Origin of the sequence: Sphingopyxis sp., from assembly GCF_965279725.1 — a bacterium.
In the GTDB taxonomy this organism is placed as follows: domain Bacteria; phylum Pseudomonadota; class Alphaproteobacteria; order Sphingomonadales; family Sphingomonadaceae; genus Sphingopyxis.
On the sequence record NZ_CBDIIL010000003.1, the window covers coordinates 190,730 to 205,134 of the forward strand.

12 protein-coding genes are annotated in these 14,405 nt (G+C 61.5%); 1 reads left to right on the forward strand and 11 read right to left on the reverse strand.

Annotated features, from left to right (window positions below; genetic code table 11):
* Positions 1-9: 9 nt before the first annotated feature.
* The 11 genes from ACQY6T_RS09720 to pyk all read right to left on the reverse strand — a co-directional run bounded on the left by ACQY6T_RS09720 (position 10) and on the right by pyk (position 13,938).
* Entirely contained in the window at positions 10-891 is an 882-nt protein-coding gene (locus ACQY6T_RS09720; RefSeq protein ID WP_428630586.1) for a hypothetical protein, read from the reverse strand.
* A complete protein-coding gene (locus tag ACQY6T_RS09725; RefSeq protein WP_428630587.1) occupies positions 891-3,326 on the reverse strand; it encodes a cyclic nucleotide-binding domain-containing protein in 2,436 nt (811 codons plus the stop codon). The genes ACQY6T_RS09720 and ACQY6T_RS09725 overlap by 1 nt, the downstream gene beginning before the upstream one ends.
* Positions 3,327-3,607: 281 nt before the next feature.
* Positions 3,608-5,383: a serine hydrolase domain-containing protein gene (locus ACQY6T_RS09730; protein ID WP_428630588.1), complete on the reverse strand. Its 1,776-nt coding sequence runs from the start codon at positions 5,381-5,383 to the stop codon at positions 3,608-3,610.
* A 165-nt stretch (positions 5,384-5,548) separates the two neighbouring features.
* Entirely contained in the window at positions 5,549-5,923 is a 375-nt protein-coding gene (locus ACQY6T_RS09735; RefSeq protein ID WP_428630589.1) for a DUF3060 domain-containing protein, read from the reverse strand.
* 165 nt (positions 5,924-6,088) lie between these two features.
* Positions 6,089-7,117, reverse strand: coding sequence for a hypothetical protein (locus tag ACQY6T_RS09740; protein WP_428630590.1), 1,029 nt, complete (start codon positions 7,115-7,117; stop codon positions 6,089-6,091).
* Entirely contained in the window at positions 7,114-8,181 is a 1,068-nt protein-coding gene (locus ACQY6T_RS09745) for a hypothetical protein (protein WP_428630591.1), read from the reverse strand. The genes ACQY6T_RS09740 and ACQY6T_RS09745 overlap by 4 nt, the downstream gene beginning before the upstream one ends.
* A 37-nt stretch (positions 8,182-8,218) precedes the next feature.
* Positions 8,219-9,469 carry a hypothetical protein gene (locus ACQY6T_RS09750; protein WP_428630592.1) on the reverse strand — a complete coding sequence of 417 codons (1,251 nt, stop codon included), beginning with the start codon at positions 9,467-9,469 and terminating at the stop codon, positions 8,219-8,221.
* Positions 9,408-10,172: a hypothetical protein gene (locus ACQY6T_RS09755; protein ID WP_428630593.1), complete on the reverse strand. Its 765-nt coding sequence runs from the start codon at positions 10,170-10,172 to the stop codon at positions 9,408-9,410. Before ACQY6T_RS09755 ends, ACQY6T_RS09750 begins: the two co-directional genes overlap by 62 nt.
* 28 nt (positions 10,173-10,200) lie before the next feature.
* Positions 10,201-11,346 carry a hypothetical protein gene (locus tag ACQY6T_RS09760; RefSeq protein WP_428630594.1) on the reverse strand — a complete coding sequence of 382 codons (1,146 nt, stop codon included), beginning with the start codon at positions 11,344-11,346 and terminating at the stop codon, positions 10,201-10,203.
* Between the two features lie 165 nt (positions 11,347-11,511).
* Positions 11,512-12,285, reverse strand: a complete 774-nt coding sequence (locus tag ACQY6T_RS09765) for an arginyltransferase (protein WP_428630595.1) — start codon at positions 12,283-12,285, stop codon at positions 11,512-11,514.
* 198 nt (positions 12,286-12,483) lie between these two features.
* The gene (gene pyk, locus ACQY6T_RS09770) at positions 12,484-13,938 is read right to left on the reverse strand and encodes a pyruvate kinase (protein ID WP_428630596.1); all 1,455 of its coding nucleotides are present in this window, start codon (positions 13,936-13,938) and stop codon (positions 12,484-12,486) included.
* Between the two features lie 107 nt (positions 13,939-14,045).
* Here pyk and ACQY6T_RS09775 point away from each other — a divergent pair, with 107 nt between their 5' ends.
* Positions 14,046-14,375: a DUF1244 domain-containing protein gene (locus ACQY6T_RS09775; protein ID WP_428630597.1), complete on the forward strand. Its 330-nt coding sequence runs from the start codon at positions 14,046-14,048 to the stop codon at positions 14,373-14,375.
* Positions 14,376-14,405 lie beyond the last annotated feature (30 nt).

Genomic DNA, 14,405 nt, shown 5'->3' on the forward strand with positions numbered 1-14,405 from the left:
GTCCCTGCCTCACCAGTAGAAAAAGACGCTGATGATGTGCGCCGACAGCGCCGCAATCAGCGCGAAGGTCAGCGGCACATGCACGTAAAGCCAGATTTCTAGCAGCGCACGCAGCCGCAGATGCGCGCGCAATCGCGCCAGCGCTGCCACCTTTTGCTTGAGCAGTCCGACCACCTTCTCGCGCGCTGCGGCGTCGCTGCTGCGCGAAGCCGCCAAGGTCCGCAGCGCCGCAGCGGTCGCGCAATTCGCATAGCGTCCCGACAATCGTGCGGCCACGCCACCAGCGAACGGGTCTTCGTCCAGCGCCGCGAGCACCGGCGCGGTATCTTCGGGCGTCAGCGGCTGCGCCGCGCTATGCAACTGACGGTCGAAAGCGCGGATCGCTTCGAGCATCTGCATCTGCGTCATCTCATCGCGGTTGTTCGACAGCGCCGCGGGCAGCGTCGCATAAACGATCACGCCATAGAGTCCCGACAGGATCACCAGCATCATCAACGCCCACGCCAGCGTGTGGACGTTCCAGCCGAGCTGGAACCCGGTGTGCCAGGTGCCGATGACGATCAGGCTGAGCCCGAGATAGACATGCGCCGACGTCCACGCCTTGAGCGACCAGTAATCGTTGGTCATCTTGCGTTTGCGATAACCGAGCGCGGTGAGCCACAGGATTAGCCCGGCGCCTATGGTGCCGAGCGTGTAGCCGTACCAGCTACCGCCATTATGCCGCGGCGTCACATCGACCAGCGCGTAGGAAATGATGATCAGCAGGCACAGCCCGCCGGAAATCTTCGCCCACCGGAACCCGGCATAGCGCAGAAATCCTTCATGCTTGCGCTCGCGGACACGTTCGGTCTGGGTCGCCTTCGATCGGCGGCGCCGGAACAGGCTCGCCATCAGCCGGCGTCCTCTTCGAGCCGCGCGATCGACAGGAACTCTTCGGGTGAAACACGGATCGCGGCGCCGGTCGGGCAAGCGCGTACGCATGCGGGGCCGCCCGATATGCCTTTGCACATGTCGCATTTGACCGCGATCTTCTTGGGCTTTTCGTCGCCCAATTGCGCCTTGGTCCATTTGGGCGACGGTTCGCCCGGCCCCGGACCAAAGCCGGTGAGCAGCCAGCGCAGCAAGCTCGGCTTCTCGGGCGGCGCCGCTTCCATGCGGATCACCCCATAGGGGCAGTTGCGCATGCAGTTGCCGCAGCCGATGCAGCCGGGCTCCATGAACACTTCGCCATCGGGGCCACGGTGGATGACGTTCGGCGGGCAATCGGCCATGCAATGCGGATGCTCGCAGTGGCGACAGCTGGTCGGCACATGCAGGTGCGCGAAGGTCTTGCCCGCCTCGCGGTCGAGCCGCGACAGGCCTTCATGGCTGTCAGCGCACGCCTTTTCGCAATTGTCGCAGCCGACGCACAGATTCTCGTCGATCAGCAGCGCGTCGGTCGCCTCGCCCAGCCCTTCCTTCATGATGAAGCTGGCCGTGTCCGAATACAGATCGACTGCGCTCGAATAGCTCGCCTTGCGCGATTCGATGAAGTCGTTCATCGCCGCGCGCTCGGCCACCGCAGCCTCGGTCGCGGCGCGGACTTGCGGACGCTTGGCCAGCATTTCCTTGAATTGCTGGCCTTTCAACCGGATCACTTCGCTCGCCACCGCGGCTTTCACCGTCGCGTTGCGCGGCGCGCCGCTGAGCACCGCCATTTCGCCAAAGAAGCTGCCCGCGGGCAGATAGCGCAGGAAGATCGGTTTGCCGCCGATGTCCTTCTCGACCACCATCGACCCCGAACGGATGACATAGACGTCGTCGCCCTCGTCCCCTTCGGCCAGCACGACCTTGCCCGCCGGAACACGCTCGATCGCCGGATCCTCGACGATCGGTTCCAGATCCTCGACCGTTAACCCGCCCTTGAAGATCTGGAGCAGCTGCCGTTCGAGCGAGATGCGGTTGATGACGCGCTTCGCACCTGGCACCGCCGCCATCAGCTTCAGCGCCGCGGTGCGCGACACTTCGACAAAGATGCTGTCTTCGCCAGCGCGGATCGTGGCGCCGCGCTTGCGGCCCGAAATCAGCCCGACCTCGCCAAAGATCGAGCCCTCTTCGATCGGCACGGTGAAGTCGGGGCCGACTTCGACCACCGCATGGCCATCGGCGATCGCGAACAGCGACGACCCGGGATCGCCTTTTTCAAACACGACATCGCCCTTGTTGTAGAAGGCGACCTTCGAATCGAGCATGAACTCGCGCATCTGCAGCGGCGAGACGTCGGCAAAGATGCGGATGCGAGCGCGCAGAAATTCCAGCCATTCAGTGACCGATTTCTTCTGCGGCAGCTTTTCGAAGATTGCCGCCAGATCCTTTTCGTCGGCGGGGGTCAGCGCCTGGTTGCCGTTCAGGAATTCGACGACGTCGTAACCCTGGTTCATGCAATGTTTGATCAGCGGATAGCCAGCGAGGGCGCCGATGACATAAAGGCCCGGCACCGTAGTTTCAAAAGTTGGCGACAGCTTCGGAAAGGCTTCGCGATCGGGACCGGTGAACTCGATCCCCATCGATTCGACAAAGCCGCGCGGCGCAACCGAGCCCAATCGCGCGACGATTACATCGCACTCGATCCGCTCCTCACCCGTCGGGGTTTCCAGCGTCAGCCAGCCAGGTTCGACCAGCTTTGGCTGGGTTTCGGTGCGGATCGACATGAAGCCATTCTCGCCCGCCTCGGTCATGTCGGCGACATTCTTCGCCTTGGCGCGCGCGAAGTCCTTTGAGCGGTTCAGGATCGTAACGGTGTTTTCCAGCGCCTCTTCGGCCACGCCGAGCGCGTTTTCGATCCCCGCGTCGCCCGATCCGACGACGGTGATATGCTTGTCCTTGAAATCCTCGGGATCGTCGACCTGATAGATGATGTGCGGCAGGTCGGCGCCGCCGCAGCGCATCCGGTTCGGATTGCCCTGCGTGCCGATCGCCAGCACGATATTTTCAGCGTGAAAGACGTCGCCCTTGGCGGTCTTGATCGCGAACGCGCCCTTGGCGCCGGTCACCTCGGCAACCTCGGCGTGATACGCCACATTCACCTTATTGTTCGCGGCGTCCTCGTCCCAATTGCCCAGGATATATTCGCGCGCGCCCTCGGCGAAACGGCAGTCGGAGCGCAGGTCGAGCCGCTCCGGCGTCGCCAGCACGCGTTTGCCCTTTTGATATTTGAAGATGGTGTCCGACAGATGGTCGGTCTTTTCGAGCAGGATGTGGCTCAGCCCCAGCTGCGCGGCGCGCGAGGCGGCGCTCAGTCCCGCCGGTCCCGATCCGATAATCGCGACTTTGACCGGCTCGGTCATGCGTCGGCCCAAGCGCGGTACAAACCGCTGGTCGGATCGCTGGTGATGCTGCTGACAAACGCGCGCACGGGCATCCTTTCCCCCTCTCGCCAGCCCCCCGGCGAATACATAATGGATGCGACCCGGACTGATGTCCTGGACGCAAAGCTATGCCCTTGAAAGCAGGGAAAGGTCAACCGGTGGCATGGAAATGTCAGCCGAAACCGTCAATATTTCGCCGCGACACAGGCAATAGAGCCACGCCGCGCCGCAAAGCGCGCCCAACCCGCCCACCACAGGCATCATTTCCAGAGGAAAAGCGGCACCAAACCGAACGCAGCGAACGTACCGACCCACTGCAAAGCGGCGGCCGTGGCGAGCAATTCGATCCGGCGGCCCGCATGGCGCGACCGCGCCGCCGTCACCGCTTGCCATACAAGAGCGATCGGCAATGCGGCCGTCACCAGCGCCAGCAACGCCGACCCGGTCGTCAAGTCGCCCAGTTGCTGAAATGGCTGGACATACAGCAGGGCGACGACGACGGGGCAGATCGCAAATATGATCAGGATGGGCGAAATAATGGGCCGTTTGGCGCGCCAGGCAACGATCGGCGCGACGAGCAGCAGATAGGCCAAACCGCCGACACCGGCGAACAGACCGATCAACAGCGCGGGGCGCTCGGCCCAATGGGCGCGGCGGTACGTCCGAAAATCGGTGCTGATCAGCTGCCCGCCGCCCGGATCGGGGTGGAGCACATGCGACGGCCTGACCTTATCCTTGTCGCGCAGCAAATTCCGCCCCGCCGCGACAAGTTGGACAATCTTGCCGTCATCGTGGGTTATCGTGGCGCCGCTCCGTGAAAGCGCAACGTCGATTCCATCCGACAGGAGTTCGGGGTAGCGGCCAATGGCAACCCGGCTCACCAAGGGAACATAACGCCCTCCCCAGCCCCGGTAGGTGTCGGCCAGCGGTGCCGCTTTCGATGGCGACGTTGCGGGCAGATAAAGGCTGGCGATCAATATCCGGTCGAACTGACGATAGTCAGCGCCCTCCTTGTCGATATTGATCGACCTGAAATAGGCCTTTTTTTCTTCAGGATAGAGGCACAGCATGGCACGAAAGCCGACAATATCGCCGCCGTGACAACGGCCCGCGTGACCGCCGCGATCGAAAAGACCGAGGCCCAGGGCATAGCCGTGAACCAGCCCGGCGCGCGCCGCCGCGTGGCGGGGCCGCGCCATCGCCGAAAGCAGGTCCGGCCGGATGATTTGAGCCCCGCCGACGCGGCCGTCCCCCATCAGATATTGGGCGAGCCGCGCCATATCGCGCGGGGTGGTCGTCAGCTGTCCCGCCGGCCGGACCGCCACCGGCATCGCCGCGACCCGGTCGCCCCGGTCCTGATGTCCCCACACCAGCCGCGCGTCGCGTGCCGCGCCCTGCTGGGTTTGAAACGTCGCGGTGCTGTCGCCCATGCCGATCGGCAGCAATATGTTGCTGTCAAGCCATTGCTCATAGGGCGTGCGCGTCGCGCGTTCGATGATCATACCAAGAAGGGTGTAACCGACGTTGGAATAGGAGAAGATTTGCCCCGGCCTGGTGCGGATGTTCAGGATCGAGGGATCGCGGGCGATCAGTCCCGCGAGCGGATCGTTTGCCCCGGTCTGCGCGCTGAAGATGTGCCACAGGCGGGCGTCTTCCAGCCCCGCGCTATGATCGAGCAGATGGCGCACGGTCACCGGGCTCGTCGCTCGCCAGCGATTGTCGAATATGACTCCGGGCAGCAATTGCTCGACCGGCTGATCCAGCGCGATGCGCCCCTCGCTCACCAGCCGCAGCACCCCCAGCGCCACTATCGTTTTGGCAATCGATCCGACATGCACCCGATCGTCGGAACGCAGCGCCCGCCCGGCGGGCCCGTCGCCCAAGCCCCGCGCCCCGACGACGATCCGGTCGCCGTCGACCATGCTCCAAGCGATCCCGGTCATTTTTTCGCGCGCCAGCGCTTTGTCCAACGCATCGGCGGGATCACCGACGGCCGCGATCGACCCGCCAGGCATCGCGACAAAAATCAATAACACCGAAGCCCAAAAGCGCAGCAAGGCCGCCACATCATCCCCCCAAAATGTGTATTATACTAATAATACAGTGCATAACAAAAGATCAAGCAACGAACGCGTGATTTTTTCCTGGGAAAGCGAGAGATGATACGATCAAACAGCGGGGCGCCGAGGGTGTGGCGGCGCTTATTGCGCCGCGCGAACCTGGTTATCCACGCCCTGTACCGACACCTTTGGCCGACCCTTTCCATTGACGCGCCACGTCACGATATTGTCGACGCCCGACACTTTAAGCAGCGCCCCCGGTCGCAGGCTGATTGTCACCTGATTATCGACGCCGTTCAGCGTCAGGCTGGGGCAATCGCCGACAAAGGTGATGCGATTGTCGGATCCCGACACCGCCGCCGGACGGCCCTCGCAATCGATGGTCAGCGTCTGGTCGACACCATTGACCGCCGCGCCGTCGCGGGTGCCCGACTGGGCCGTGGCATGTATCGGAAGCGAAAGGCCGAGCAAGCCTGCAGCGATCAAAACTCTGGAATCGAACGTTTTCAAAGCCAAGATCCTTCTCCTTCGTGGCGAGAAACTTGGTTGTTTCAATGATTTGAAGCGGTTTCGGTTCCATGACATCGACACCCCGTCGACCGGCTTTTCTTCCGGAAAGAGGGCCGCGCCGGGTTCGATCGATGGATGCCCCGCAAGCTCGCCCAACCGTGACGACCGACCTTATCGGGCGTCATCGATCACCTGCATCCGCGGCGTTGCGGCATCGTAGGTGGCGATGACTTTGCATGGCTTGACGAAGCATTGCCGCTCTACACGGGCCGCAACCGACGCCGGGTCGATCTTGGGCTTTTTCTTCCTGTAGCTCCCGAGCGGCTCAATCACCCTTTTCGTCACCGCGCTCGTCCAGCCCGCTTTTCCTCTCGCATCGACGAACCGAACCAACACGCCGTTCGCGACATAAGCATCGATGGCGCAAGATACGCCGGAGTCCGCCCTGCAGCGATCGAGAACCGATTTGCGTGCCTCCGCCGAATTCTGGCTTCCACTGATCAACCAGGCCTTGTTTTGCGAGGCCGCAGGCGCTGTGCCTTCCGGTCTGGCAAGCAACGCCCAATGATGTCGCGCCACTCCATAACGCGGAAAAATATCGGTGACGAAATCCGATCCCGGCGCTGCATCGACCGGCAACGCGCCTTGATATATTACCTCTTCGAATTCGCAGCCAAACGAACTTTTAAGGCACTGCAGTGCAAGCGCCTGATACTGAATGGATTCGGGCGTGCCTTTGGGAACATCGGCACCGGATTTGATCCAGCGCAGACCCATCGCATCGATCATCACACCGAAAGGACCATATCCATAAACCGTGTCGGCGATAACACATCCCTTGCCCATTGCCGCCTGGCAGGCCGCAAGCGCCCGTTTGTTGGCTGAATCCGCCGTCCAGTGCGCCCGCGAAACCCAAAAGGAAGACGTATCGATATGCGTCACCGCCGCCATGTAGCTGGGCTGAATCGGCTTACTGTATATCGCAGGTGATCTTGATGAAGAATCATCATCGCCGCCATCATCGCCACCTTGGTCATACCCTGGAATCGGAGCGCAGCCGATAAAGTCCTGCGACCCGGTTTCATACATTCCAGGCGGGCACCGGCCCTCGGCCTTGGCGGCGCTAGGAAGCAGGCAATAGGCCATTGCTAGCAAGCCCGGCACGAGGACACGCGCCGCCCAGATGCGAAAATGCGTCATTGAATATCCTCGATCACTTGTATCCGCGGGGTTGCGGCATCGTAAGTTGCGATCACGCGGCAAGGGAACTGGGGCGGACACAGCTGATTGATACGCTGTCGAACCGTCATTGGACTGATGTAGGCCTTTTTCTTGTTCTTCATTTTTTGGTATTCCGCACTGTCTGGGACAGCGCTGGTCCAGCGATTACGCCCTCTTGCATCTACAAAATGCACCAGCAGGCCGTTGACGCTCGTGGGGCCGCCCGAAAATGCCACCATATCATCGGTTTTCACGGCGTAGGCGGCTATCGTACATGGCATGGCCGACTCCGTCTGGCAGCGATCCAGAACTTCCTTCCGCGCGGCTACCGAGTCTTCCTTCCCGCTGATCAACCAACTCTTGTTTTGCCCGGCGGTGGTATCGGATTGCGTTGGCCTTGCGACCAACGCCCAACGCTTCCATCGCATGGTGCCTTTGGGAAAACGGTCTTCGTAATATTCCTTGTCCGGATTGTCGTTGAGCGGCAGCAAACCGCTTTCGAACCTACCCGCATATCTGCAGCCAAAAGAGTTCTTCCAGCAGTGTTCGATCGCCGCATTCCAATCGACGACGCTGAACCTCGGGGCAGCTTTATCGTAGGGCTGTATTTTGGTCCAAAGCTGACCCATGGCGTCTTCAGCGACATGTAGCTCGCCCACGCCAAAATGGGTGTCGGACACATAGCATCCGCCGCGCGTGGCGGCGTCGCAGGCTTTGAGCACATGTTGCTTGGCAGAATCGAGCGTCCGATGGCCTACAGATACCCAGAGCGAACCGGTATCGACATGTTGGGCCGCCGCCATATAACTTGGCTGGATTTCCACTGGCGGCGCCCGGGGACGGCTCGGTTCGTCGCCGCCTTGTTGGTCGGATTCTCCATACCCCGGAATGGGGGCGCAGCCGATAAAGTCCCGCGACCCGGTTTCGAACATTCCGGGCGGGCAGCGACCCTCGGCCGATGCGGCGGTTGGAAGCAAGCAATAAACAACTGCCAGCAAACACGGCAGGAGGAAACGCACTGCCGATATGCGAAACAGCGTCATGGAACATCCTCACTATATCGCAATGGGACGTGGCCGATCATTTACCAGGTGCCTGCAACAATCCGCCGCAAGCTTCGCTCGTGCTCGCGCCGCCCCATCCGGGCGCGTTGCTGTCGACGCCGATCCGGACGTCGGCAACGCGGCGCACCCCATTTTTGTCGGGGATGGTGACGAATTGTACGTCGCACGCCATGTACGTGCCTTCGACCCAAGTTGCGCCGCTGGTGCTGCCGACGAGAACGCGATTGTCAGATTGCTGGCCATAGGAGAGAATCCGCAGGTCGCCGGAATCCGAGACGAGAGGCCGTCCCATCTTCGCAACCACATCTTCTTCCGGCTTCGATTGCCAGACCATCAGAAGCTGCGCTTCGATCCCGCGTGGTTTGCGGTCGCCGCGCAGCTTGGCGGCGGCGTCGTCAAATTCGAACCCGGCGGCCAAATTTTTGGTGCTCTGCTCATATTTGCCGCGAATCTGTGACGCCAAGCTATCGATTTGCTTGGTGAGGACGGCCATTTTCTCCGTGGCCTCAGCTCGCTCTGCGTCGGTTGCGGGTCGGCTGAACTTGCCGGTTGGGTCTGGCCGCTTGCTGCCACGCCATAGCCGCGACCAAGTCAGTTCAATCTGCTCCGGCCCCGTTGTTTCGGCCAGGACCATGACGCTTTCGGTGAACCCCAATGGCTTCAGTTTCGCGTTGAACGCCGCCATGTCGAAACGCTGGTTGCGATAAGAGTCGAACATCGCCGTTTTGATATCGGCTTCGTAGCAGGCAAGTTTTCGCGCCTTGAGCATGGCCGGATCGCTGGTCGTTTCCCAAGGTCCTGGCGGAATGTCTTCATTCTGCAAATCGCGTCGTAACTTCACGCTGCCTTCACCTATCCGCATCCTTACAGAGGCCGATTTCGGAATTTTCCCGTCTGCTTTGCCGGTCGCGATGGCGAACATGCTCGGGCATTCGAACTGCAACCGCAGCATGGTCCATTCGGGCTTTGCCGCATTTTCATGAATGATGGTGACGTCGAGCTGTTTGATCGCGATCGGGCCCAGCGCCTCGCTGGGCGACGTGCGGTTCATGACCAGTGTCTGCGAATAATAGGCCTGACGGTCGCCCGGGTCGCCATCGACATGGAAAAAGAGCGCCTGCGCCGAAGCGGCGGATGGAACGAAACTGACACCGATGGCCGTCAGCATGGCAATATGCGGCGCGAGAAATCGATGTGTCATGGCCTCAGCTCGGCTTGCGTTTGCTAAGGCAATTTTCGAGCTGCTTGCGCGCCGCAAGGCCGTCATTCCACTCGATCTTCAACACCGACTTGCCTTTGACCAGCACGTCAAAGCCCCATGTTTCCTTCATTTCCGCCAATCCCGCCTCAATGGTCGGGACGGCAAAGGCAATGGAGGCATAGGCTTCGCCGGGAAACTTGTAATTGAAAGCCTGAACCGACTGCGAGGTGCCGTCGCTTTGATCGAGCGTCACCTTGATTTTCTGCACATCCGGCGAACCGGTAATGCCAGGCCCTGAAAAGGTCAGCATCGCGCCGGCATAGTCTTTGCCCGGGCCGGAAATCCGGACCATGGCTTCGCCCTTCATATATAAGGCCGAGCAATATTCGCCGGGCTGCGGATTGTTGCTATCCTGAAAAAAATCCCAGCCACCCTTGTGGTAACGATCATAGGCCGCCTTGAACTCGGGGTCTTTCATGCGCTGTTGAAGCTCGGCGCCGAATGCCGAAGATGCGTCGGCGATGCCAGAAATGTCAGCCATTGCCTCTGCCATCGGATCGCGGGGCCGCTCGCCAGCCGGGCCGCCATCATCATATGGGCCGTCGTCGTTCCGCTGCGGCGTCGCCGCGATGTCGTTCATCTGTTGGTAGTGCTGCGCCTGTGCGGCGCAGATATTGGGCAAATCGGAACAGGCTTGGGCGGGGCTTGAAAGCTGGCAGGCCAAGATGGTCGCCGCGCCGAGCAGGGCAGGTCGGAAATATTGCATCATCATCACTCCAAAATCATCTTGCGCGCCGTCACTTCACGTCCTCGATCACCTGCATCCGCGGCGTCGCGGCGTCGTAAGTAGCGACGACTCTACAGCCCAAGCTTTTCGGGCAGATCCGGTCGATGCGCTCCTGAACCGTCACCGGATCAGGGGCCTCCACGAAATCAGGATCGTCGCGAAACATCTTCTTGTATTTTTTCTTCTTTGGCTTCGTCGTCACGGCGCTGATCCAGCGATTTTTCCCGCGGCCATCGACGAAATGCACCAAGAGGCCATTTTCGGACCCCGTGTCATTGGTCAGCACCTCTTCGTCGGCCACGGCGTAGGCCGATATCGCGCAGGGTACCCCGGCATCCGCCTGACAACGATCGAGAATTTCCTTGCGGGTCGCCGCCGAATTTTGCTTGCCGCTGATCAGCCAGCTTTTGGCCTGCCCCGCGGTGGTCTGGGCCGTCGGCTGCGCGACCATCGCCCAGCGATTCCAGTGCAGCTTACCTTTCGGGAAATAATCCTTAGCCTGATCTATACTGGGATCGCGATCGAGATAGATATACTCGCTCTCATACCCGCCCATCCTCGAACAACCGAAGGACTTTACCTGACAGTCGATCCGGGCTGGATCCGTTATTCTGTAGTCATAGGTGTAAGGTGCGCCATATTCTCTCATTTCTTCCTTGATCCACGTCTGGCCCATTGCATCCTCAGCAAGAAATATTGTGCCTGGGCTGGGAACCGCTGCGGCGATATAGCATCCGCCGCCGGTTGCCGCGTTGCAGGCGGCCAACACATGTTTTTTGGCATCGTCGCTATTCTTGTGAGCTACCGATGCCCATGTAGATCCGGTATCGACATGATAGGCCACAGCCAAAAACCCCGGCTTCGAAGGGCGCACATCATATTGATAGCTGGGTTCGGAATATGGACGAAATCTGCTATCGCGCTCGTTGCCACCTTGCGGCGGCGTCGCGGCGATGTCGTTCATGTCGCGGGCGTGTTGCGCCTGTTGTTCGGCAGTTTGGGCATATGCGGCGCTCGGCAGCAGGGCCAGTGCGACCAACGCCGTCATCGCGCGTTGAAAATTTCGCAAATATTTCATCCGATTATCTTCCATTGCGGACGCGCAAGACATGACTTCTCCAGACGTACGTCTAGCGGCTTGCCATTCGCTGGTCATTGATCGACATGACCCGGGTCAATGACGACCCGCGCGGCAAAATAACGTGAAAAGCCAGTGGAATATGTCGTCCGTCACAGCGCATGCGACAGAGGTATCGGCAGCCTATTTGCCCGCTGTGACCAAAATCACAACCGGTACACCGCCGTCAGCAGACGCGTTTTGTCAGGCGAGTTCGAAGATTGCCGCGAGGCCGTCCGACGCCGTCGGCTCGAACCGCGACCAGCCTTCTGGACCAAGCCGTTCGATCGGGCGGAAGCGCGCTTTATAAGCCATCCGCGCCGACCCTTCGATCCAGTAACCCAGATACACATAGGCCAGGCCCGCCCGCGCGGCACGCTGGACATGATCGGCGATGATATAGGTGCCCAGCCCCTCGCGCAGCGGGTGCGCAGCGTCGAAGAAGCTGTAGATCATCGACAGCCCGTCGCCCTGTCGGTCGGTCAGGCAGCAACCGATCAGGCGACCCTTGCCGCCGCCCGCCGCCGGTTCGCGATATTCGACCATATAGCTGTCGACCGGGGTCTGTTCGACCATGTCGGCAAAATCCTGCTCGTCCATGTCCGCCATGCCCCCATTGGGATGGCGCGACGCGAGATAGCCGCGCAGCAGCGCATATTGTTCTTCGGTCGCCCACGGTTTGCACGCCGTGGCAACCAGATCGCCATTGCGGCGCATGTTGCGCTTCTGCGAGCTGCTGGGGGTGAATTCGGACGCGCAAACCCGCACCGACACGCAGGCCGAACAATCGGCACAGCTGGGGCGATAGGCCACCGACTGGCTACGCCGAAATCCGATGCGGCCCAGCGCGTCGTTCAACTCGTTCGCTGTATTGCCGCTGAGTTCGGTGAACACCTTGCGCTCGGTCTTGCCTGCCAGATAGGGGCAAGGTGCCGGGCTGGTGACGAAAAATCGCGGAAAACGGAACGGTGCGGACACGCGAGTTGGACCTCCAGATAAGCGATGCGGAGCCCCCCGACGCGGGTCCGACGCGCTGTATCCACCAACTATGCCGCGCGGCGTCAATGGTGCAAAGCCCGTTTACCATTTTAAGTCGTCCCGATCTGAATCAGACCGAAAATTATCTGAATCAGCCGGTAACTGTTGTGCCGAATTGAATCGACTTGCGGCAAAATCCTAACTGTAGCCGCGCAGCTCGTCGCCGGTCAGCGTCGCAACGTGCAGGACGTTGGTCGATCCCGGGGTACCGAACGGCACCCCCGCCATCATCACCAGCTTCGCGCCCGCTTTGCAGATGCCGTGGCGCAGCGCCATGCGCTTGCCCTTGGCGATCATTTCTTCAAAGCTGCCGATGTCCTTGGTCGGCACCGCATGCGCACCCCACAGCAGGCCAAGCCGCCGCGCGGCTTCCTTTTTCGGCGTCAGGACAAGCAGCGGCGCGTTGGGCCGTTCGCGCGCGACGCGGCGCGCGGTCGATCCCGACGCGGTGAAACAGATGATCGCATCGGCGGCGATCGTCGCGATGATGCTGCCCGCGGCTTCGGCCAGCGCGTCGGCGGTCGTCGCGTCGGGCAGCGTTTCGGTAAAATGCAGGCGGCGGAAATAATCGGGGTCGCTTTCGACCGAGCGCGCGATGCTGTCCATCATCGTCACCGCCTCGATCGGGAAAGCGCCGGCCGCGGTTTCGGCCGACAGCATGATCGCATCGGCGCCGTCATAGATGGCGGTGGCGACGTCGCTCACTTCGGCGCGCGTCGGCGACGGCGACACGATCATCGATTCGAGCATCTGCGTCGCAACGACCACGGGCTTGCCCATCCGCCGCGCCGTCGCGACAATCCGTTTCTGCAGGGGCGGCACCGCCTCTGGCGGCAATTCCACCCCCAGATCGCCGCGCGCGACCATCGCGGCGTCGGCGAGTTCGAGGATCTCCTCGATGCGCTGCACCCCCGACGGCTTTTCGAATTTGACCAGCAGCGCCGCCTTGCCGCCGATCAGCGTCCGCGCCTCGGCGACATCCTCGGGCCGCTGGACAAACGACAGCGCGATCCAGTCGACCTGCTGTTCGAGCGCGAAGGTCAAGTCCTTGCGGTCCTTTTGTGTCAATGCGGCGAGCGGGACGACGACGTCGGGGACATTGACCCCCTTGCGATCGGAAATCTTGCCGCCGACCTCGACCAGCGTGTCGATCCGCATCGGCGATACCGCCTGCACGCGCAGCACCAGCTTGCCGTCGTCGATGAGCAGCCGCGTGCCCACCTCCAGCGCCGCAAACAATTCGGGATGCGGCAGATGGACGCGCGTCGCGTCGCCAGGGCTGGTGTCGGCGTCGAGCGCGAAAGGCTGACCGTTGATCAGATCGACCGGCCCACCGGCAAACGTCCCGACGCGCAGTTTCGGCCCCTGCAAATCGACCAGGATCGTCGTCGGACGGCCGGTTTCCTTTTCCAACGCGCGGATCGCGGCGATCACCTGCGCATGACCGGCATGGTCGCCGTGGCTCATGTTGACGCGAAAAGCGTCGGCGCCGGCCCGGTGCAGCGCAGCGATCATGTCGGGCGTCGCGCTCGCAGGACCAAGCGTCGCCAGAATGCGCACCTTGCGCTGGCGGGGGGTAAAACTCTGGACCACAAATGCTCCGAACCGATAAAAAGCTGGGGCCGCTTGCGTAGGCGCGTTGCCCCCGGCAAGGCAAGCCGCGTATAGCTATTCATCGTCCCAAACGAAGGAAATCCGCCATGTCCTGCAGCGACGATCAAACCGCCAAGAGTGATGCGCTCGACAGTCTCGATGACGCCGTCGCCTCGGCGGCATTCCGCCGCCTCGTCCGGCTGCTCCAGCACCGCAGCGACGCCGCGAATATCGACCTGATGGGGCTCGCCGGCTTCTGCCGCAACTGTCTCGGCGACTGGATTGCCGACGCGGGTCATATGGACAAGGAAACGGGTCGCGCGATCGTCCACGGTATGCCGACCGGGGAATGGAAAGCGCTCCATCACACCGCCGCCACCCCCGGACAGCTCGCGCGGATGGAAGAAAGCATGGCCAAAAATCCTCGGGGCGATTAGGGACGCGCAAGCCGCGATTCTCGCGCCACA

Excerpts from the sequence above, each read along its gene's own strand:
- ACQY6T_RS09725 (WP_428630587.1), bottom strand. The coding sequence starts at position 3,326 with ATGACCGAGCCGGTCAAAGTCGCGATTATCGGATCGGGACCGGCGGGA.
- ACQY6T_RS09760 (WP_428630594.1), bottom strand. The coding sequence starts at position 11,346 with ATGACCAGCGAATGGCAAGCCGCTAGACGTACGTCTGGAGAAGTCATG.
- ACQY6T_RS09775 (WP_428630597.1), top strand. The coding sequence starts at position 14,046 with ATGTCCTGCAGCGACGATCAAACCGCCAAGAGTGATGCGCTCGACAGT.
- ACQY6T_RS09740 (WP_428630590.1), bottom strand. The coding sequence starts at position 7,117 with ATGACGCATTTTCGCATCTGGGCGGCGCGTGTCCTCGTGCCGGGCTTG.
- ACQY6T_RS09750 (WP_428630592.1), bottom strand. The coding sequence starts at position 9,469 with ATGACGGCCTTGCGGCGCGCAAGCAGCTCGAAAATTGCCTTAGCAAAC.
- ACQY6T_RS09720 (WP_428630586.1), bottom strand. The coding sequence starts at position 891 with ATGGCGAGCCTGTTCCGGCGCCGCCGATCGAAGGCGACCCAGACCGAA.
- ACQY6T_RS09755 (WP_428630593.1), bottom strand. The coding sequence starts at position 10,172 with ATGATGCAATATTTCCGACCTGCCCTGCTCGGCGCGGCGACCATCTTG.
- ACQY6T_RS09745 (WP_428630591.1), bottom strand. The coding sequence starts at position 8,181 with ATGACGCTGTTTCGCATATCGGCAGTGCGTTTCCTCCTGCCGTGTTTG.